Genomic DNA, 21018 nt, shown 5'->3' on the forward strand with positions numbered 1-21018 from the left:
CAAATGTATACAATTCTTTTATATAGTAGAAAAAGAGCCATCCTTCCATAACAGAAGAATGGCTCTTTTTCTTATTGATAAATCTCTTTATATTTCTTGTACTCCGCTTCCGAACATAGTACGAAATGTCCTGGGCGAATTTCACGCATTGTTGGTGCTTCACTACCATAATTATGCTGTGATGGATCATATACGATACGTTTACGATTGCGCTCATAATCTGGATCTGGAAGTGGAATCGCTGATAATAGTGATTTCGTATATGGATGAATTGGATTCGCATATAATTCATCACTTGTTGTTAACTCAACGATTTGGCCACGGTACATTACACCAATACGGTCACTAATGTATTTTACCATTGATAAATCATGGGCGATGAATAAGTATGTTAAACCTTTTTCTTTTTGTAACTTTTTCAGTAAGTTTACAACTTGCGCCTGAATCGATACGTCAAGTGCTGAGATCGGCTCATCGGCAATGATAAATTCTGGGTCTACAGCAAGCGCTCGAGCGATACCGATACGCTGACGTTGTCCACCTGAGAATTCGTGTGGGAAACGGTTTGCGTGCTCTTTATTTAAACCAACTGTGTTTAATAGTTCATGAACACGGTCCATGCGCTCTTTTTTACTTTTCGCTAGTCCGTGAATATCGATACCTTCTGCAATAATATCCCCTACTGTCATACGAGGGTTTAATGATGCATATGGATCTTGGAAAATCATTTGCATTTTACGGTTGAATTTCTTCAGCTCTGCGCGTGATTTTTTACCATGTACATTTTCACCATCGAATAACACTTCACCAGCAGTTGCATCATATAAACGAATAATCGTTCTTCCAGTTGTCGATTTACCACAACCTGATTCTCCTACAAGACCAAATGTTTCTCCGCGGTAAATATCAAATGAAATATCATTAACCGCTTTGACAACACCACCACTCACGTCGAAGTGCTGCTTTACATTTTTTACTTCAATTAATTTCTCACGTTGTTTAGTCATGTTGTTCACCTGCTTTCATTTGAAGAATGCGTTTTTCAACGACTGCCGGCGGTTTTACTTCTGGAGCTTGCTCGTGAAGTAACCAAGTTGCCGCATAGTGCGTATCACTTACTTTAAATAAAGGTGGGTCCATTTCAAAATCAATTTTCAGTGCCTGTGGGTTACGTGGTGCAAAAGCATCTCCCTTTGGCGGCTTCAATAAATCTGGAGGCGTTCCAGGGATTGCATATAACTCTTCTTCTGAACCATCTAAACTTGGCATAGATGCGATTAAACCCCAAGTATATGGATGTTTCGGATTGTAGAAAATTTCATCTACAGTTCCAATTTCAACAACTTTACCAGCGTACATAACTGCCACTCGGTCCGCAACGTTTGCTACTACACCTAAGTCATGCGTAATGAAAATGATTGCTGCTTCTGTTTTTTGCTGAATGTCTTTCATAAGTTCTAAAATTTGCGCCTGAATCGTAACGTCTAGCGCTGTTGTCGGCTCATCGGCAATTAATAATTTCGGGTTACAAGCTAACGCCATCGCAATAACTACACGCTGTCTCATACCACCTGAGAATTGGTGAGGATATTGTTTTAAACGAGCTTCTGGATTTGGAATACCTACAAGGTCAATTAACTCTAAAGCAACTTTACGTGCATCTGCTTTACTCATCCCTTGGTGTTTAATTAGACCTTCCATAATTTGATTTCCAATTGTCATCGTTGGGTTTAATGATGTCATTGGATCTTGGAAAATCATCGCAATATCTTTACCGCGTACTTGCTGCATTTCTTTTTCTGTTAATTTTGTTAAGTCACGACCTTCAAATACGATTTCACCATTTTTAATGCGTCCAGGAGGATTCGGAATTAATCCCATTAACGCTTTAGAAGTAACTGATTTCCCTGAACCAGATTCTCCTACAATCGCCAATGTTTCTCCTTTTTTCAAATCAAAAGTAACGCCGCGTACAGCTTGTACTTCACCTGCATGTGTATCAAAGGAGACTTGTAAATCTTTTACCTCTAACAATGTTTTCATCTTTGCCTCTCCCCTCTTTTACTTACGCATTTTTGGATCTAACGCGTCGCGTAATCCGTCTGCCATTAAGTTAAACGCTAAAATTAATATACTGATGACAACCGCAGGGATGAACATCATATGCGGATACGTTTGAATAGATTTATAACCATCATTTACAAGAGAACCTAGTGACGCAAATGGTGGCTGAATTCCTAAACCGATGAAACTTAAGAACGCTTCACCAAACACCGCTGATGGAATTGTAAACATCGTCATTACGATAATAGGTCCCATTACGTTTGGAATTAAATGTTTCACAATTAATTGTGTATTTGTTGCACCTAATGTACGAGATGCTAATACATATTCTTGGTTTTTTAACTTTAAGATTTGTCCACGAACAATACGCGACATCCCTATCCAACCTGTAATCGCCATCGCAAGTGTAATTGACCAAATACCAGATCCCATAATGATTACCATTAAAATAACGATGATTAAGTATGGAATACCGTTAATAATCTCCATAATACGTTGCATAATGTTATCTACTCTACCGCCGTAGAATGCTGAAATACCTCCGTATGCAACCCCAATTACTAAGTCAATTGCTGCCGCTAAAAGAGCGATATATAATGATACGCGTGTACCTTCCCATGTTCTTGTCCATAAGTCACGGCCAAGGTCATCTGTACCAAACCAGAAGTACTCTTTAATATCACGTTTTTCATATTGGTCAACACCATATTGATCTGTACCGTCAAATGGTAACCAATGAACATTTTCAATAACTGGAATTTTTGGTGGTAATTTCGCACGACCTAAATCTTGCTCTTTATACGAGTGTTTACTTACCATCGGTCCAAAAATCGCTAATAGCGCAATGATAACTAACAATACAAGGCCAAGCATCGCACCTTTATGTTGGAATAAACGTCTTCTTACATCTTGCCAAAACGTTAAGCTTGGACGGGCAATGACTTCATTATCAACATTATTTTGATTGGCTTGTTGAAATAAATCTGGAGATAATTTTTGTACATCTTTCATCATTTTTTCCCTCCCGCTAAACGAATACGAGGATCAATAATTCCGTATAAAATATCGACAATGAAAATAACTAAAATGAAGATCGCACTATAGAAAATCGTAGTTCCCATAATAACTGTATAGTCATTTAAAGTAATCGATTTAACGAATTGTTCCCCAAGTCCTGGTACAGCATAAATTTGCTCGATAACAAGTGTTCCTGTAATTAATGCCGCAACCATTGGTCCTAAAATTGTTACAACTGGAATTAACGCGTTACGAAGTGCATGTTTGACAATGATAACGCCTTGGCTAATTCCTTTCGCTTTCGCTGTTAAAATGTAATCGGCTTGCATAACTTCAATTAATTCTGCACGAGAGAAACGTGCGATTGTCGCGATAACTCCCATCGATAATGCAATTGTAGGCATTACAGTAAACTCTGGTCCTTTCCAGAATGCTACTGGGAACCAGCCTAGTTTTACCCCTACGAAATATTGCAGTAATGCGGCGAATACGAATGATGGTACCGACATTCCGAGTACCGAAATAACTGTTGCACTATAATCTACCCACGTATTATTACGAAGTGCGGCAACAATACCTAAAATTAAACCGATAAATGTTCCTAATATAATCGCTTGTAAACCTAATTGGGCTGATGGTCCAATACGATCCACAATCATGTCTGTTACTGGGCGGTTATCATATTGGAATGATACCCCTAAATCACCTTTTGCTAAGTTACCTAAGTAACGTGCATATTGAACTGGTACCGGATCATTCAATCCGTATTTTTCAAGAATGATTTCTTTTTGTGCCGGTGATAGCTTCTCCTGGTTTTTAAGCGGAGAACCCGGAAGTAATTTCATCAAAAAGAAAGTCATTGTAGTAATTAAAAATAATGTCAAAGCCATGTACACGAAACGTTTTAATACATAACGTCCCATAGTCAAGCACCTCCCCGTTTTTCTCAAAAGCAATAAGATAGTTTAAAATATTCTTACTTTTATTTTTTTAAAATAAGAGCATATGCCCATCATAGGCATATACCCTTGTAAACGATGGAAAAAAAAGATTATTTTTGTTCAACAGATGCCCATTTGTAAGTTAATTTACCACCATAGTTAATTGGGATAATATCTTTTACGGCACCTTTTACTACATACGCTGAACCTTTTTGGAAGATTGGAGTGATAACTGCATCCTCTTTAATTAACATCTTCTCTACTTCTAGAAGGTTGTCCCAGCGAGCTTGTAAATCTTTTGTATCTGTTTTAGCTTTTAGGATTAACTCATCATATTTCTGATTAGAATACCCTGTTTTATTTTGAGAACCATTCGTAACAAACATATCTAAATATGAGATTGGATCTGGGAAATCTGGTCCCCAAATACCAAACGCAATATCATATTGCTGAGAATCTTCTAATTTATTTTTTTGTGCGAATGGTTGCTGTTTAATTTTAATTGATAAACCTGGTAAGTTCTTTTCCATCTCACCTTTTAAGAATTCCCCAACTTTTTTAGCATCTTCATTATCAAAGTTTAAGAATTCTAGTTCGATTTTATCAGTTCCAAGCTCTTTCTTCGCTGTTTCCCAAAGCTTTTTTGCTTCTTTTGGATTTGTTTCAACTAGCTTTCCATTTTCAGCTCGGAAATCTTTTTTATTTGGACCTTCAGCGAAATCTTTTCCAACAAATCCGTAAGCTCCAATTGCGCCGTTATTTAAAATAACTTTTGCAATGTTATCACGGTCAAAGGACATTGAAATTGCTTTTCTTAAGTTTTTATTACTTAAGTACTGATTACTTTGATTAAATCTTAAGTAAGCAACCCCTGCCTCTTTTCTTGTTTGGAACTCTGGGCTTTTTCTAAACTTATCAACAAATTCAGACGTTAAAGCCGCCCGATCAATCGCGTTTGTCTCATATAAATTTACATCAGTTGCTGTATTTTTTACAATATTAAAGTTGATTTCTTCGATTTTAACCGTTTTATTATCCCAATATGAAGGATTCTTCTTGAATTGGAAACTTTGTTCATGTTTCCAATCACTCATAACGAATGGACCGTTATATAATGTTGTATTTGCCTCTAAACCAAATTTATCACCTTGTGCTTTTACAAAGTTTTCATTTAGTGGGTAAAATACTGGATAAACTGTTAAATCGATAAAGTAAGGAACGGGATTGTCTAATTCTACTTCTAATGTATAATCATCAATCGCTTTTACACCTAATTGGTCAGCAGGTAATTCTTTTTTATGAATTTTCTCTGCATTTTTAATATCGAACATAATGTATGAATACGTTGCTTTTGTATCTGGATTTACTGCTCTTTTCCATGAATACACAAAGTCTTTAGCTGTTACAGGTTCCCCATTCGACCATTTCGCATCTCTTCTTAATTTAAATATGTATTTCTTCCCATCATCTAGCTTTTCGACATCTTCTGCAACTCCAGGCATTCTCTTTTGATCTTTGCCAATACGATATAAACCTTCCATCGTATTATTTAATGCTGTAGAAGATGAAGAATCAGATGCTAATGATGCATCCATTGACGGAATTTCAGATAACTCTGTTAAATTAAGAATCTGTTTTCCGTTACTACTACTCGTAGCGTTCTCTTTCCCTTTTGCTTTTGCGTCATCTTTTTGGTAGCTACACGCGCTAAGCAACATACTTGCAGTTAAAGTTGATGCAAGTAATAACGGTATCTTTTTCTTCATGTTGTGTTGCCTCCCCTAATTGCACTTCCTGTACCCTCACTTGTTAAAAAGTAGAATTGAAAGAATAATCTCCAAGTTTCTACAATTTTCATTATACATATAATATAACAATTGTGAATATAGTTTTTTGTTTTTTTGTTAAAATTTTTAATAAAATATTTATATTTTTAATTTTTCGTAAAGGGATACATTAACATTGCTACCATCATCTTAAAATCAGACCTTTAATTGCGTATAATTTTCAAAAAATTAATCCTAGTACTTATTATAGCTTTTATAGTATAATAATTCTAGTAATATTTTGACGGAGGGGAATATTTTGAATAAAGTTTTTTTTCATACTTGTATACTAATTTTTATAGCGATGATTGCTTCTAGTATTGGTGCATTCCTCATTTCATCTCAATTTTTGTTGAACTTTGTCAACATTTTGTTTTATATTGCACTGTTTTTTATTCTTATCGGCGGTTTTTTATACATATTTCAAAATGGTTTTTTCAATGTAACCATTTACGCATTCCAAAGAGTATTTGGTACGAACAAAAAGATTGACTCTTTAATTGAAGAAGTCGAGGAACCTACAGATAAGAAAGAACGTATTTATAAAACATATTCATTCAAATGGACATATCCAATTTGTATTACAGGTATCTTCCTTGGGTTGTTCTCGACCCTTATTAGCTTTACTATTTTGATGTAGTTTGCAAACACTATCCCATATGATATAATAATCAGCAAAACATTTTGTTATAAAACTTTAGTTCTTTCATATTAAAAGAGCTCAAGTAACAATAAATAAATTTATATGTATGCGATGATAAAGAAGAGTACATATTGAGGCAATTTCAGAGAGCTTGTGGTTGGTGTGAACAAGTAATTGTACAGTATGGAATGGGCTTTTGAGCACCAAACCGAACCGAAAGTAGTAGGCTTTGGCGTTATATCCTAACGTTATTATGGATTAGAGAGATTTCACAGTAGTGAAATAATTAGGGTGGTACCGCGGTCCATTCGTCCCTATAGTTTTTGGGATGAATGGGCTTTTTTGTTTGCCTTCTCTCCCCCCCATCACGCATTCAATTTTAGGAGGAATTACTTATGTCAGTTATCTTTTCTGGTATTCAGCCAAGTGGAACGATTACACTTGGAAACTATTTAGGCGCAATGAAGCAGTTTACAGAGCTTCAAAATGAACACGACTGTTATTTCTGTATTGTAAACCAACATGCGATTACAGTACCTCAAGATCCCGTCGGACTTCGTAAAAACATCCGCAGTCTTGCTGCACTTTATGTAGCATGCGGCATCGATCCTGAAAAAGCTACTTTATTTGTACAATCAGAAGTACCAGCACACGCTCAATTAGGATGGATCATGCAATCTGTTGCTTACGTTGGAGAATTAGAACGTATGACGCAATATAAAGATAAAGCTTCGGGTAGAGATTCAGTTCCAGCTGGATTACTTACGTATCCACCATTAATGGCTGCTGATATTTTACTTTACAACACTGAAATCGTACCAGTTGGTGATGACCAAAAGCAACATATGGAATTAACACGCGACCTAGCAGAGCGTTTCAACAAACGCTTCCGTGAAGTGTTCACAATTCCTGAAATTCGTATTCCAAAAGTAGGCGCTCGCGTTATGTCATTAACAGAACCTACGAAGAAAATGAGTAAATCTGATCCGAATCCAAAATCAATGATCAGTATGCTTGATGAACCAAAAACAATTGAAAAGAAAATTAAGAGTGCTGTTACTGACTCTGAAGGTATTGTGAAATTTGATAAAGAAAACAAACCTGGTATCTCTAACTTATTAACAATCTACTCTTCATTCTCTGGAAAAACAGTTGAAGAAATTGAAGCAATGTACGAAGGAAAAGGATACGGCGACTTCAAAGGCGACCTAGCGCAAGTAGTCGTAGAAGCAATTCGTCCAATCCAAGACAAATATAACGAACTAATCAACTCACCAGAACTAGACGAAATTCTAGACAAAGGTGCAGAAAAAGCAAACCGCGTTGCATTCAAACAACTACGCAAAGTAGAAAACGCAATGGGACTAAGCAGAAAACGTAGGTAACATATAAGGTGGAAGCGGCTCGTTTAGAATGTGAGGGGGATGGAGCTCCTGACGTAGAGGCGCTTTTTGCCTCACAGGAAGGCGCGAAGCCACCGAACATTCTTGCCGCTGGAGCTGGATTTCATATAAAGTGGAAGCGGCTCGTTTAGAATGTGAGGGGGATGGAGCTCCTGACGTAGAGGCGCTTTTTGCCTCACAGGAAGGCGCGAAGCCACCGAACATTCTTGCCGCTGGAGCTGGATTTCATATAAAGTGGAAGCGGCTCGTTTAGAATGTGAGGGGGATGGAGCTCCTGACGTAGAGGCGCTTTTTGCCTCACAGGAAGGCGCGAAGCCACCGAACATTCTTGCCGCTGGAGCTGGATTTCATATAAAGCGGAAGCGGCTCGTTTAGAATGTGAGGGGGATGGAGCTCCTGACGTAGAGGCGCTTTTTGCCTCACAGGAAGGCGCGAAGCCACCGAACATTCTTGCCGCTGGAGCTGGATTACATATAAAGCGGAAGCGGCTCGTTTAGAATGTGAGGGGGATGGAGCTCCTGACGCAGAGGCGCTTTTTGCCTCACAGGAAGGCGCGAAGCCACCGAACATTCTTGCCGCTGGAGCTGGATTTCATATAAAGCGGAAGCGGCTCGTTTAGAATGTGAGGGGGATGGAGCTCCTGACGCAGAGGCGCTTTTTGCCTCACAGGAAGGCGCGAAGCCACCGAACATTCTTGCCGCTGGAGCTGGATTTCTACAAAATTAAAAAACCGCCAATTGGCGGTTTTTTAATTTACCTTTTGCTCATTTTCCATTTCCCATAACTTTTCAAAAAATGGCTGTCCTTTTACGAGACGCTCGCATAATTGTTCATGCTTATCAGACCAGCCTGTTTTCGCTTCATCATACAGCTTAACCCAAATATCTTCAAATTCCATATGTTGAACCATTCCATATGCTGATGGATCCCACTCTGTGAACCAATAGCGAATTTCTGCTGTATTTTTCGTTGTATGTAATTGATCTAACGCCATAAATAATAATTGTTTTAGCTGTCTTTCTTTACGAGTCAAGCCATTCATAATGAAAGGCGATGGTGATAAAATGTGATGTTCTTTTTCTGTTTCTTCTACTTGGAACTCATACTTTTCTGCTTGTACGTTTTCTACCATCTCATATACCATCTGCTCTTGGCGTGGTATAAGTCTGCTTTTGCGAATTGGTACATTGTAGCCAATTGTGTCAATCGCAATAATTCCTTTTCCATCTGTAACAACAAAGCAATACTCTTGCTGCAAACGTTCATGATTTTTACGAATATAAGCCTTATGATGTACGTCTTCCAGCATTTTTTGCGGAAGCTCTAACAATTCGTTCTCGATGTAATGATATAATGTGGCATCTACTTTTAATAATGGCACTTGATCTAATAGCTCAATCGTATCATCTTTCCGCCATTCGTAAAAATGACAAACGTTATACCCATTTTCTTCACCTTCAAACCAATTTACCCATACATCATGTAGATATAACATTCACTACCCCTCACTTCACTACTGTTTGTACCAATCATTATGTTCATTTTTGCTTAACTTTATTCCACTTGAGGAAATATATTCTAATTATTATTTTTTCTTCTATTAATACTAAAAAAACAGGAAATAGAAATCCTGTTTTTTTATATATGAAATGTACTTGCTTTATTCAATATTTCTTTTGCATCTATAGATAATAAAGAAAGTGTATCTTCTCCTTCCAAAGTTACACAATCTTTGACAATATGAAATCCAAGCGCATAGCCAAGCATCTTCGGATAAGAGTGAAAGCCATTTAATAAGATGTCATGTTCCCTTGTTCCTCGTTTTATACTTATTCTTTCATGTACAATATTTTTCCAATAATAAATAGCCTCTTCCTTTGAAAGATACGCCGTCCACGGTGCATTGTTTTTTTCTGTATACCTTTCTGTTACTGCTTGTTCAGCTAGCCCTTCCATAATCATCGTATCAAGTAATGTATATTCTGTTTCTTTCGTCTCAATTTGATGTAACCTGCATATGTGATGATATTCATGCGCTAATAACACTTTTAATTCTTCTACCGAATTCCGTCCACATACGAATAAGAAAATAACATGACGCATAGATAATCCAGCCCTACCGTTATACTCTTCTTGTACAGTTCGATTATAGGAATCTGATAATAAAATAAAGACAGGGACATCTGGACCTTTTAACCAGTTTTTCAGTTTATCATACTCCAGGCTCAATTCTTTCCAAATTTCCTTTTCCTCTAATTCTTTAATTTCCTTTTCTCCGCGCATGATCGGGCGATACATCCCTTTTGAAATTAAAAAGCGATACAACCTTTCTTTCGGCAACGGAATATACTTTGTAAATTTCTCACAAAGTTTTTCTGGCCGCCCATAATATAAATGTAGCCATTCAGCTGTTTCAACAATCCCCATCTTTATCCCTCCTTTTTCTTATGTATATGCTACAGGAGAAAAAGGCGTAAAAATAAATAAGGAGTTTTTTCGCAATATATTGCGAAAAAACTCCTTATTTTATCTATTATTTATACGATTTAAATACTAATACTGCGTTATGACCACCGAATCCTAATGAATTACTTAACACCGCGTTTACTTCTTGGTGTCTCGCTTGATTCGGTACGTAATCTAAGTCACATTCTGGATCTGGTGTCTCATAGTTAATTGTTGGCGGAATTACTCCGTCTGTAATTGATTTAATAGAGAAAATCGCTTCAACAGCACCAGCTGCTCCTAATAAGTGACCTGTCATTGATTTCGTTGAGCTAATCGCTACTTTATACGCGTGCTCACCGAAAGTTTCTTTAATTGCCATCGTTTCATATTTTTCATTCGCATCCGTACTTGTACCATGCGCATTAATGTAATCAATATCTTCTGGCTGTAGGCCTGCATCAGCTAAAGCTTGACGCATTGCACGCACTCCGCCTTCACCACCAGGAGCAGGCATTGTAATATGGAATGCATCACCAGTTGCACCATAACCAGCAATTTCCGCGTAAATGTGAGCACCACGCGCTAATGCGTGCTCTAATTCTTCAAGAATTAGAATACCTGAGCCTTCACCCATTACAAAACCGCTACGATTTTTATCAAATGGACGGCAAGCCGTTGCTGGGTCTTCATTAAATGTTAATGCTTTCGCTGAGCTAAATCCTGCGAATGCCATACTTGTTAACGGCGCCTCTGCCCCGCCCGTAATCATTGCATCAGCATCACCGCGCTGAATCGCTTTAAATGCATCACCAATTGAGTTTGCACCAGATGCACAAGCCGTTACAGAACAAGTGTTAATTCCTTTTGCTCCTGTTGCGATCGATACTTGACCTGCTGCCATATCTGGAATCATCATCGGTACGAAGAATGGGCTCACGCGGCGCGGGCCTTTCTCAGTAAAAATCTTAAATTGTTCTTCGTATGTTTCCATACCACCAATACCAGAACCAATCCACACACCAATTCGCGGTCCGTTTTCTTCTGTAATTTCAAGCTTTGCATCTGCAACTGCCATTTTCGCTGCTGCTACTGCATATTGTGTAAAGCGATCCATACGGCGCGCTTCTTTTTTATCAATATATTTCTCGACTTCAAAGTCGTTAATTTCTGCTGCTACTTTTGCTGGAAATAGTTCCGGATCAATTCTTGTAAGTCGTCCGATTCCAGATACACCCTTTTTAATGTTTTCCCACGCTGTTTCAACATCTGTACCGACCGGTGTAACAGCTCCTAGTCCTGTAATTACGACCCTCTTTTTTTCCATACAAAATACACTCCTTTTTTTCTCTCAGTCCTTATTTACCCCAACGAAGAGCGACTGCTCCCCATGTTAATCCGCCGCCAAAACCAACAAGTATAATTAAATCACCATCTTGAATACGTCCGTTTTGCAATTCCTCTACCATTGCAATCGGAATTGAAGAAGCCGATGTATTACCAAACTTTTCAATTGTCATACTCATTTTTTCTTGTGGCAAATTTAATCTCTCTCTTGCAGATTCCATAATACGAATATTCGCTTGATGCGGTACTAAGAAATCCACATCCTCTTTTGTAAGACCAGCCTTATCCAGCACGCGAAGACAAGATTCACCAAGTTGACGAACGGCAAATTTAAAGACTTCTCTGCCATTCATCATAACATACTCGTCTTGATATAGATGCTTACCGCCGCTTCCGTCTGCTCCTAATTCGAAAGATAGAACGCCTCTTCCTTCTGAAACTGCTCCCATTACGATAGCACCGGCTCCGTCTCCAAATAATACCGCTGTATTTCGATCATTCCAGTCTACAATTTTAGATAGCTTATCACTACCAACTACTAATACGTTTTTATAAGTCCCCGTTTGAATAAATTGCTGCGCTGTAATCATTCCGTACATAAAACCAGCGCATGCTGCACCTACATCCATTGCAGCTGCATGTTTCGCTCCAATCGCTTCTTGAATGACACAAGCTACTGCTGGAAACGCACGATCTGGTGTTACTGTCGCCACTAAAATAAGATCGATATCTTCTCCGCTAACCCCTGCATCTTCAAGTGCTTTTTTTGCAGCCTCTACGGCCATATATGAAGTATCTATTGTATCATCGGCAATGCGTCTTTCTGCAATTCCCGTTCTCGTACGAATCCATTCATCGGATGTATCCATTATTTTTTCTAAATCGTGATTTGTGACTACTTTTTCTGGCACATATCTTCCGATCCCTAAAATGCCCACGTTCACATCGCAGCCCTCCGTTTTATATCAATTATTATGACTTGGTACTAATTTTAAAACATAAATGTATTTTTGTCTAGAATATATTTCGCATAAAACAGAAAGCTAACGCATTATCCACTTTATTTTTCATTAAAAGAAACAGAAACATACCTCTCAAATATAAAAAGACTCAAACCGCTTCTGTTCACGGTTCGAGCCTCTCTTCCATCTAAAAAGATGCTTTTTATTCTTTATCTGCTTTCCCGAGCTCATAAGCCTCGTTCATAACTTTCATTAACAACTCTAACACCGGCTGTGCCTTCTCCATATCAAGTGCAATTCCATTATCATCTAAAATTGCCTTTGCTTCCGGTAAATGCTTCATTGCGATTTGTAAAAACTGCATGCTTTTTTCGTTCATATTATACTCTTCCTCTCCATTAAAACTTTCACATACAATAGTGTAACACGCGTACTACCCTTCGTATAACTCTTTATATTTTTTCATGTGTGCCAGTTGCTTATTTAAACCGTATTCTAACGGAGTATTTCTTTTTATCGAAATTACTTCGATAGCCTCATCTCTTACTTCGCTATTATTTTTATTTACTTTATCATCCGCGCGTAAAAGATTCATACCTTTTTCCCATAATGACTGTTTACCACTAAGTAAATTGTATATACCAAGATGCGCCCCGTTCGTTCCATGTTCCCATAAGTATTCACATACATCTTCAACGTAAAGTAAATCATTCCCCTTTTCCTCAATCGTACAACGGCACTCTTTTTCAACTAATTCTGATAAAATAAGCTGATGAAACATCATAAAGGACGGTTGCCACGGTCCATATAATGTTGGAACTCGAAATACACTATATTGTAAATTCCCTTTTTTCAATCCTTCTTCTACTTTCAAAAATAGGCGCTTATTTTCGGATTCATCTGTACTTCCTACTTCAATAGAAGAAATTAAATTTAACTTCACTTTTTGTTCTTCACACATTCTTATAATTCGCTTTAAATATTGTAATATGACTCTTTCATTCCGAAATCCACTTTGCTGATTTGGCTCATATAAGCAAAAGTAAACAGTATCGAATCTCTCTTCCTCAACCGATCTCCATCCATCTTCATCTCTTATCGAATAATACGTAAATAACGCATTTCGCCCAATTAATAATAACTTCTCTTCATTAATTTTGGTCATACTATCGAATTCATCAAAATCAAGACCATAGACTTCCACTTCTTCTGCAATCATTTTATTTACAAGGTGATAACCTACAAACGTAAGTGCACCTATTATCAGCACGCGTTCCATACCACCAACCCTTTCCCTCTGAAACAAATAGCTCCTCATTTATGTATATGGGAGCTTCATAATTCTTCTTCATATTTTTTAAAGAAATCGGTCGTTTGCCTAACCATTTTATATTTCACATCTTGCAGATGGAACAAGACAGAAGTATCACATTGATTTAGTTGCCTCATTTTCTCATATCTACGCAACTGCTGTTTTCTTCCTCTTTTTTCTTGTGTTGATACGAAAATTTTAACAGGTACACAAGATGGAAGAAGCGTAAATGATTTCTTATTTATTTTTAATTCTAATTCTTCTTCTTTGGAATCATACGCCAAACTTAATTCCTTCACCAGTCTCTTGTAAAAAAACTTATGCTCTTTCTCAAACTCCACATATTCTGGTAAATCTAAACACGGATTTAACATAATGACAGAGCGTATACACTCAGGATATTTGTTCATCATTTCAAGTGCTACAAGTGCTCCCATACCATCTGCCATAATGTGCATTTTCGCATTCAATGTCTCTTTTCTCAACACAACGTCATATAAACGTTTTGCTAGACGAACAGATTGGTCGTTTCCCCAATGTCTTCCGTATAAATTAGAAGAAAAGACAGTGTAGCCTTGCTCAATAAGGCCATGTAAAAAATAAGATCTACCCGCATGCTGTGTCCATAAACTTGTACCATTCTCAATAAAGTAGTTGTAATCACCAAGAAGCATTACAGAAAATCCATTTGGCTTCTCCGGTAAATAAATGACACATGGTTCTTTTTCTAAGTAAAAAAAACGTTCCGTAATACTCATTTTTCCCCCGCCTTATTTTCTAAACATATAAAACCACTCTTTTATAATGTATGAACGGAATGCAAATTTGCGTTGAAAAATCTACAAATATTTTTCTATATTCTTTTTTCAATTGTGTTACAATAAGGACAGATTGAACGAATAGAGGTGTAAAATATGCGTTTCATTTGGGCATTAATTTGGTCGTTCTTACTTGTACATATGATGAGCTATGTAATCGGCTCTATGACTGGCGGTACATACGACTTTAACCAAGCGTCTATTTTCTCAGTTGTTCTTGCTGTGTTAGTACTCGCAATTTCAGCTGCAATTCCAAACGAGCCAGTAGAACAACACTAAAAAAAGAGTCCGGATTTTATCCGAACTCTTTTTTTATTTTTATTTCACATGAACGACTAATTCGTTATTTTCTACATCAACAACTACGTGACTATTGTCAGTAATTGTTCCTGCAATTAATTCTCGTGCTAATTTCGTTTCCACTTGACGTTGTACGTATCGTTTTAATGGACGAGCTCCGTACATTGGGTCGAAACCAGCTTCCACAACAAATTCTTTTGCTGCATCTGTTAATTCTACTGTAATGTGACGGTCAGCTAGACGACCTTGTAGTTCTTTTACAATTTTATCAACAATGCCTTTAATTTCATTCGTTGTAAGAGGTTTGAATAAAATAATTTCGTCGACACGGTTTAAAAACTCCGGTCGGAAATGTCCTCTTAATTGTCCCATCACAAGTTCTCTTGATTCTTCTTTAATTGATCCATCTTCTTCTAATCCATCTAATAAATGAGCAGATCCAATATTTGAAGTCATAATAATAACTGTGTTTTTAAAGTCCACTGTACGTCCTTGCGAATCTGTAATGCGTCCATCATCTAACATTTGTAATAAAATGTTAAATACTTCTGGATGTGCTTTTTCGATTTCGTCTAATAAAATAACGGAATACGGTTTACGTCTTACCGCTTCTGTTAATTGACCGCCCTCTTCATACCCAACATATCCAGGAGGCGCACCAATTAAGCGTGACACAGCGTGTTTCTCCATATACTCAGACATATCGATACGAATCATTTGCTCTTCACTATCGAATAAAGACTGCGCTAACGTTTTTGCAAGTTCTGTTTTACCAACACCTGTTGGTCCTAAGAAGATGAAAGAACCAATCGGGCGGTTCGGATCTTTAATACCAGCGCGAGCACGAAGAACTGCGTCTGACACTAAGCTTACTGCTTCCTCTTGTCCGATGACACGCTCTGATAAGATTTGCTCTAAGCGTAATAATTTCTCGCGTTCACCTTCCACGAGTTTCGCAACAGGAATACCAGTCCACCGTGAAACAATATCTGCAATTTCTTCTTCACTTACTTCCTCACGTAATAAACGATTTTCTTGTTTATTATGCGCGCCCATTTCTTCCGCTTCTTTTAACTCTTTTTCAATTGCTGGAATTTTCCCGTGACGAAGTTCGGCTGCTTTATTTAAATCGTAATTGCCTTCTGCTTCTTCTAATTCACGACGCAGACGTTCTAAATGTTCACGTAAGTCACGAACTTTGTGAATGTCTTCTTTTTCTTTCTCCCACTTTGCTCTCATACCACTTGCAACTTCTTTTAAATCCGATAATTCATGTTGCAATGTTTTTAGACGTTCTTGGCTACCACGATCCGTTTCTTTTCCAAGAGCCGCTTCTTCAATTTCCAGCTGCATAATGCGGCGCGTTACTTCATCTAATTCTGTTGGCATAGAATCGATTTCTGTACGAATTGTTGCACACGCTTCATCAACAAGGTCAATTGCTTTGTCAGGTAAGAATCGATCTGAAATATATCGATCTGATAAAACTGACGCTGCTACAATCGCACGGTCATGAATATTTACACCGTGATAAATTTCAAAGCGTTCTTTTAATCCGCGTAAAATTGAAATTGTATCTTCAACAGTTGGTTCTTCTGCTAATACTTGTTGGAAACGTCTTTCTAGCGCTGGATCTTTCTCAATATATTTGCGATATTCATCGAGCGTCGTCGCCCCGATACAATGCAGTTCACCACGCGCAAGCATCGGTTTTAACATATTTCCTGCATCCATCGCACCTTCAGTTTTACCAGCTCCAACTATTGTATGAAGTTCATCAATGAATAATAAAATGCGGCCTTCACTCTTTTTAATTTCATTTAATACAGCTTGCAGACGCTCTTCGAACTCACCACGGAATTTCGCACCTGCTACGAGCGCACTCATATCTAACGCAAAAATCGTTCTATCTTTCAATCCTTCAGGTACATCTTTTTTCACAATACGCTGTGCTAGCCCTTCAACGATTGCTGTTTTACCAACACCTGGCTCCCCAATTAAAACAGGATTGTTTTTCGTTTTACGTGAAAGAATACGGATTACACGTCGTATTTCACTATCACGGCCGATTACAGGATCGATTTTCCCTGCTCTCACTTCCGCCACTAAATCACGGCCATATTTTTCTAACGCTTCATAAGTTGCTTCTGGATTTTGACTCGTCACTCTTTGATTCCCCCGAACTGTCATTAAAGACTGTAATAAGTTATCTTTCGTAATATGCAATCTTGTAAATAATTGATTTATATCGCCCTTTTCTTCAGAAAAAGCAAGCAACACATGTTCTACTGAAATGTAATCATCCTGCAGTTTTTCTGCTTCTTTCCCTGCTCTTACAAGCAGTTGTTGCAGAGCGCTCGTTACATACAATTTTCCAACTTCTGCACCGCTCCCCGTTACAGAAGGTTTCTTTTTAATTAAACTTTCAGCACCTTGCTTTAATGCTTCTATATCAACATTCATTTTTTGAAATATACGTACTGCTAATCCATCTTGCTCTTCTAATAATGCAAGTAATAGATGAACAGTATCCACCTCTTGGTGATGATGAGATACCGCTAAAGATTGGGCACTCATAATCGCCTCTTGTGTTTTTGTTGTCATTTGATTTAAGTCCATCTTTACAGCCCTCCAAAAGTTTGACTTTCTTTGACCTTTGATTTGATTATACGCCAACTGACTTTTTTATACAATAATTTTGCCTATGTATTTTCAAACTTATTATTTGAAAAAGAAAAAGAGAGCATTCATTATACTGCTAAAAAATACGGTAAATGAAATTACAATGTGTAACGACAAAAAAGCCGCAATAATGATTGCGGCTTCTGTTACGGTTTTCTTTTATATGTCCACTGGCGGTTATGATTCGTGTTATCCGGAAACTTTTCACCGGCAGTTAATTTCACCATTTGCGGATCTTTCACCATACTTCCCGTTTCACCAATTTCTACGTAAATGCCATCATTCGGCGCTTTTTGTCCAGAACGAAACCTGCGATTTTGTCCCATCTTCATTCTCCTTCCATGACGTCTTGCCTCATTAGTATATCCATTTTAAAAGAAAGGTTTTCTGTCATGTTTAGGAAACAGTACTACATCTCATTCTTGTACATATATATGAATGACACAAGCGTAAGCAGGGATTTCTTTCCTACTTGTAGAAAAAAAAAGAAACCAACCTACTCTAGGCTAGTTTCAAAGGAGAGTCAAACATATACGAGAAGATTACATGTTCATTATATGCCTCATCACACGAGCAATGTAACCCTTTTCACAATTTGTACATAATGAAAGAAACATTGTTTGAACTTTCTAAAAAGATGTTGACTTTTCTTAATTTCCAACGATAAATAGTAGACACCACAGCACTTTGAGACGTAAGATGGATATATAGTGAAATTTCCATCTATGGTGATTCCACCGAGTCTAACCTCTTATTTCTGCATATTAAAAACGGAAATACAGATAGATACAAAAAAATTATTATAAGAGGTGAAATTATGAACAAACAACATTTAATCGCATTAGACTTAGACGGCACTTTATTAACAGACAACAAAATAATTTCCACTCGAACGAAACATACAATTGCAAAAGCAAAGGAACAGGGACATATTGTTGTTATTTCAACAGGACGTCCATTCCGTGCTAGTTACGATTACTATAAAGAACTTGATCTTAACACACCTATCGTAAACTTTAACGGCGCTTACGTACATCATCCTCTTGATTCAAACTGGGGAACACATCACTCTCCTCTTGAGCTAGCAACAGCGCAAGAAATTGTCCGAGCTTGCTTTGATTTTGGCGTAAAAAATATATACGCGGAAGTAATGGACGATGTGTATGTTCGTGAAATTGATGAAGATAAAAAACATATTTTCGAATTCGGCTCTCCTAAGATTTTTACCGGAGACTTATTAAATATTTTAAACGATCATCCAACTTGCTTATTAATTGACGCACATGACGAGCATTCTACTGCAATTCGTCAACATTTAACGGATATGCATGCGGAAGTAATCGACCATAGAAAATGGGGCGCACCTTGGCCGATTATTGAAATTGTGAAAAGCGGATTAAATAAAGCAGTTGGATTACAAAAAATTTCTAGTCATTACAACATTCCACAAGAGCGAATTATCGCTTTCGGTGATGAAGATAATGATTTTGAAATGATTGAATTTGCTGGTCACGGCATCGCAATGGGAAATGCCATCCCTGAATTAAAATCACTCGCAAACCATACGACGTTAACGAACGAAGAAGATGGTATTGCTTTATATTTAGAAGAGGTTCTTGGGTTGTAATCTAAAAATTCCCTACTTATAGTTTCCTGCCAAATGTCCATACTATAAGTAGACGCATGAGACATTGCGTCGATTGTTTTCAGCTAAATAAAGGGGGTTTTTCGAATGGGTAAAAAGAACAAATCAAAACGTTTTATCCAACAAGGAGCCGATGCTGTTATGAAGCATGATGCAAGATTCCCGTACAGAGGTACATTAGCTGAGGCAGAAAAAGCAAGAAGTAACTCTTCTTTTGGAGGGGTTTAAATGGGGAACTTACTATTCCAACAAGCTAGAGATGCTGTTGAAAATGCCGTATCTTGTTCAAGCGGTACTGAGCAACAAGATCTCGTGTATAGAGCAAAAAATGCTTTGCAATCCGCTTACGCAAACTCTTCAACTGCTGAAAAAGTTCAGCTCCGTGAAATGCAAGAGCAATTGCAAAACATCACGAATTTACATTAAAAAAGAGGACCAACTTTGGTCCTCTTTAATCTTTCCGAAACAATCCGAACACCCCAACTGTTTGCAGTATATTTGTAAATGCACCTGGGTCCACTTGTTTAATAATCCTCTCTAATTCGTATAACTCGTAACGGGTAATAACCATCATTAACATTTCTTTATTTTCATTCGTATAAGCACCTGTTGCTGGTATCGTTGTAATCCCTCTTACTAATCGCGAGTGAATCGCCTTTCTTACGTCTGCCCCATTCTTCGTAACAATTAATGCTGTAATCTTTACATGACGAGTATGAATTGCATCAATAATTCTCGTTGATACATATAAAGTCACTAGCGTATACAACGCTTTTTCCCATCCATATACATAGCCAGCAGCGATAATGATAATTGCATTAAAAAAGAAAAAGTATGTACCGACAGGCTTATCTTTTATTTTTGATAAAATCATGGCGATAATATCTAATCCACCTGTAGAAGCACCCCACTTTAAAGCAATCCCTACTCCAATTGCCGAAATAATCCCGCCAAAAATCGCATTTAATATGATATCATTCGAAACCGCTCTAACAGGGATGATCTCTAGAAACAAAGTCATAAATATAACACAAAGAAAACTAAAAAAGGTGAAGGCCTTTCCAACCTTTTTCCACGCTAAAATAACGACAGGAATATTAAATAAGCTAAACAATACTCCCGTAGATATGTGAATCGATAAAAAATCACCTAATATTTGTGATAATAATTGAGACAATCCAGCAAAGCCGCTCGCATACACTTTTGCTGGCGTTAAAAATAAATTCATCCCAATCGCGTTTAATAAACCTGCGATGATTACAACGATTAACTTCTTTATAAGTTCAGTATAATTCAACTTCAAATCCATTTCGAATCCACCTTTACCCTTCATAAATGCACCGCTATACATAGTCTTTACGAAAAAGGAAATGATAAACGTACAACGTTTAGAAATGGAGTTGATACATATGCCACATACGAGTGATAACGACAAAAAAGCACGCGATAATAACGCAAAACGCACACAAAAAAATGAGCAAGAGCAAAAAAATATTCAGCAAGGGAAACGTGCATACTCTAAAAAGACCGATCACCTTTGATTCCATCGTACATCAACAATTATGTTGATGTACTTTTTTACATTTTAAAGGAAAAAAACATTAAAAATTCAC

The 21018-nt window shown here is 37.4% G+C and carries 24 protein-coding genes and 1 other annotated feature; of the genes, 9 read left to right on the top strand and 15 right to left on the bottom strand.

Features of this window, described 5'->3' with window-relative positions; genetic code table 11:
• Window positions 1–71: 71 nt before the first annotated feature.
• The 5 genes from AU379_RS21360 to AU379_RS21380 form a co-directional block, all read right to left on the bottom strand.
• The gene (locus tag AU379_RS21360) at window positions 72–1007 is read right to left on the bottom strand and encodes an ATP-binding cassette domain-containing protein (RefSeq protein WP_000166348.1); all 936 of its coding nucleotides are present in this window, start codon (window positions 1005–1007) and stop codon (window positions 72–74) included.
• The gene (locus tag AU379_RS21365; RefSeq protein WP_000854346.1) at window positions 1000–2043 is read right to left on the bottom strand and encodes an ABC transporter ATP-binding protein; all 1044 of its coding nucleotides are present in this window, start codon (window positions 2041–2043) and stop codon (window positions 1000–1002) included. The genes AU379_RS21360 and AU379_RS21365 overlap by 8 nt, the downstream gene beginning before the upstream one ends.
• Window positions 2044–2061: 18 nt before the next feature.
• The gene (opp3C, locus tag AU379_RS21370) at window positions 2062–3078 is read right to left on the bottom strand and encodes an oligopeptide ABC transporter permease (protein ID WP_000974106.1); all 1017 of its coding nucleotides are present in this window, start codon (window positions 3076–3078) and stop codon (window positions 2062–2064) included.
• Window positions 3075–4004 (bottom strand): oligopeptide ABC transporter permease, encoded by a 930-nt coding sequence (gene opp3b / locus AU379_RS21375; RefSeq protein WP_000534172.1) that lies wholly within the window; start codon window positions 4002–4004, stop codon window positions 3075–3077. Before opp3b ends, opp3C begins: the two co-directional genes overlap by 4 nt.
• Before the next feature lie 128 nt (window positions 4005–4132).
• Window positions 4133–5788, bottom strand: a complete 1656-nt coding sequence (locus AU379_RS21380) for a peptide ABC transporter substrate-binding protein (protein ID WP_000727219.1) — start codon at window positions 5786–5788, stop codon at window positions 4133–4135.
• 319 nt (window positions 5789–6107) lie between these two features.
• Here AU379_RS21380 and AU379_RS21385 point away from each other — a divergent pair, with 319 nt between their 5' ends.
• From AU379_RS21385 to AU379_RS30680, 4 genes are all read left to right on the top strand, one after another.
• The gene (locus AU379_RS21385) at window positions 6108–6488 is read left to right on the top strand and encodes a DUF3899 domain-containing protein (protein WP_001044997.1); all 381 of its coding nucleotides are present in this window, start codon (window positions 6108–6110) and stop codon (window positions 6486–6488) included.
• A gap of 105 nt (window positions 6489–6593) precedes the next feature.
• Window positions 6594–6810, top strand: a binding site (T-box leader).
• Window positions 6811–6886: 76 nt separating this feature from the next.
• Window positions 6887–7876 carry a tryptophan--tRNA ligase gene (gene trpS / locus AU379_RS21390; RefSeq protein WP_000110985.1) on the top strand — a complete coding sequence of 330 codons (990 nt, stop codon included), beginning with the start codon at window positions 6887–6889 and terminating at the stop codon, window positions 7874–7876.
• Between the two features lie 8 nt (window positions 7877–7884).
• On the top strand, window positions 7885–8025 hold the full coding sequence (locus AU379_RS30675; protein WP_082769981.1) for a hypothetical protein: 141 nt from the start codon (window positions 7885–7887) through the stop codon (window positions 8023–8025).
• Between the two features lie 103 nt (window positions 8026–8128).
• Window positions 8129–8269 (top strand): hypothetical protein, encoded by a 141-nt coding sequence (locus AU379_RS30680; protein ID WP_044584224.1) that lies wholly within the window; start codon window positions 8129–8131, stop codon window positions 8267–8269.
• 373 nt (window positions 8270–8642) lie between these two features.
• Here the strand turns inward: AU379_RS30680 and AU379_RS21395 are convergent, their stop codons facing one another.
• From AU379_RS21395 to AU379_RS21425, 7 genes are all read right to left on the bottom strand, one after another.
• A complete protein-coding gene (locus AU379_RS21395; RefSeq protein ID WP_000966128.1) occupies window positions 8643–9389 on the bottom strand; it encodes a YjbA family protein in 747 nt (248 codons plus the stop codon).
• A 143-nt stretch (window positions 9390–9532) separates the two neighbouring features.
• Entirely contained in the window at window positions 9533–10321 is a 789-nt protein-coding gene (locus tag AU379_RS21400; RefSeq protein ID WP_000513275.1) for a DUF2268 domain-containing putative Zn-dependent protease, read from the bottom strand.
• 106 nt (window positions 10322–10427) lie between these two features.
• Window positions 10428–11666: a beta-ketoacyl-ACP synthase II gene (fabF, locus tag AU379_RS21405; protein WP_000412656.1), complete on the bottom strand. Its 1239-nt coding sequence runs from the start codon at window positions 11664–11666 to the stop codon at window positions 10428–10430.
• Between the two features lie 31 nt (window positions 11667–11697).
• Window positions 11698–12630 (bottom strand): beta-ketoacyl-ACP synthase III, encoded by a 933-nt coding sequence (fabH, locus tag AU379_RS21410; RefSeq protein ID WP_001100533.1) that lies wholly within the window; start codon window positions 12628–12630, stop codon window positions 11698–11700.
• A 220-nt stretch (window positions 12631–12850) separates the two neighbouring features.
• Entirely contained in the window at window positions 12851–13027 is a 177-nt protein-coding gene (locus tag AU379_RS21415) for a ComZ family protein (protein ID WP_001986215.1), read from the bottom strand.
• Window positions 13028–13081: 54 nt separating this feature from the next.
• The gene (locus AU379_RS21420; RefSeq protein WP_001986101.1) at window positions 13082–13954 is read right to left on the bottom strand and encodes an NAD(P)-dependent oxidoreductase; all 873 of its coding nucleotides are present in this window, start codon (window positions 13952–13954) and stop codon (window positions 13082–13084) included.
• Between the two features lie 29 nt (window positions 13955–13983).
• Window positions 13984–14718 carry a hydrolase gene (locus AU379_RS21425; protein WP_000028714.1) on the bottom strand — a complete coding sequence of 245 codons (735 nt, stop codon included), beginning with the start codon at window positions 14716–14718 and terminating at the stop codon, window positions 13984–13986.
• A 156-nt stretch (window positions 14719–14874) separates the two neighbouring features.
• Here AU379_RS21425 and AU379_RS21430 point away from each other — a divergent pair, with 156 nt between their 5' ends.
• Window positions 14875–15057, top strand: a complete 183-nt coding sequence (locus AU379_RS21430; RefSeq protein WP_001211116.1) for a YjzD family protein — start codon at window positions 14875–14877, stop codon at window positions 15055–15057.
• A gap of 39 nt (window positions 15058–15096) precedes the next feature.
• On the opposite strand, the gene clpB is transcribed toward AU379_RS21430, so the two are convergent.
• Window positions 15097–17697 carry an ATP-dependent chaperone ClpB gene (gene clpB / locus AU379_RS21435; protein WP_000365398.1) on the bottom strand — a complete coding sequence of 867 codons (2601 nt, stop codon included), beginning with the start codon at window positions 17695–17697 and terminating at the stop codon, window positions 15097–15099.
• 209 nt (window positions 17698–17906) lie between these two features.
• A complete protein-coding gene (locus tag AU379_RS21440; protein ID WP_000531421.1) occupies window positions 17907–18086 on the bottom strand; it encodes a YjzC family protein in 180 nt (59 codons plus the stop codon).
• Between the two features lie 491 nt (window positions 18087–18577).
• On the opposite strand from AU379_RS21440, the gene AU379_RS21445 reads away from it, so the two are divergent.
• The 3 genes from AU379_RS21445 (at window position 18578) to AU379_RS21455 (ending at window position 19831) form a co-directional block, all read left to right on the top strand.
• Window positions 18578–19387, top strand: a complete 810-nt coding sequence (locus AU379_RS21445; RefSeq protein WP_001041232.1) for a Cof-type HAD-IIB family hydrolase — start codon at window positions 18578–18580, stop codon at window positions 19385–19387.
• A gap of 105 nt (window positions 19388–19492) precedes the next feature.
• Window positions 19493–19633: a hypothetical protein gene (locus AU379_RS21450; protein ID WP_000516816.1), complete on the top strand. Its 141-nt coding sequence runs from the start codon at window positions 19493–19495 to the stop codon at window positions 19631–19633.
• On the top strand, window positions 19634–19831 hold the full coding sequence (locus AU379_RS21455; RefSeq protein ID WP_000527407.1) for a DUF3813 domain-containing protein: 198 nt from the start codon (window positions 19634–19636) through the stop codon (window positions 19829–19831).
• A 25-nt stretch (window positions 19832–19856) separates the two neighbouring features.
• Here AU379_RS21455 and AU379_RS21460 read toward each other — a convergent pair whose 3' ends face one another.
• Window positions 19857–20714, bottom strand: coding sequence for a YitT family protein (locus AU379_RS21460; protein WP_000364431.1), 858 nt, complete (start codon window positions 20712–20714; stop codon window positions 19857–19859).
• 100 nt (window positions 20715–20814) lie between these two features.
• Between AU379_RS21460 and AU379_RS29610 the strand changes: the two genes are divergently transcribed.
• On the top strand, window positions 20815–20946 hold the full coding sequence (locus tag AU379_RS29610; protein WP_001120851.1) for a DUF3941 domain-containing protein: 132 nt from the start codon (window positions 20815–20817) through the stop codon (window positions 20944–20946).
• Window positions 20947–21018 lie beyond the last annotated feature (72 nt).

It is taken from the genome of Bacillus sp. JH7, from assembly GCF_001563515.1.
GTDB classification, from domain to species: Bacteria; Bacillota; Bacilli; order Bacillales; family Bacillaceae_G; genus Bacillus_A; species Bacillus_A cereus.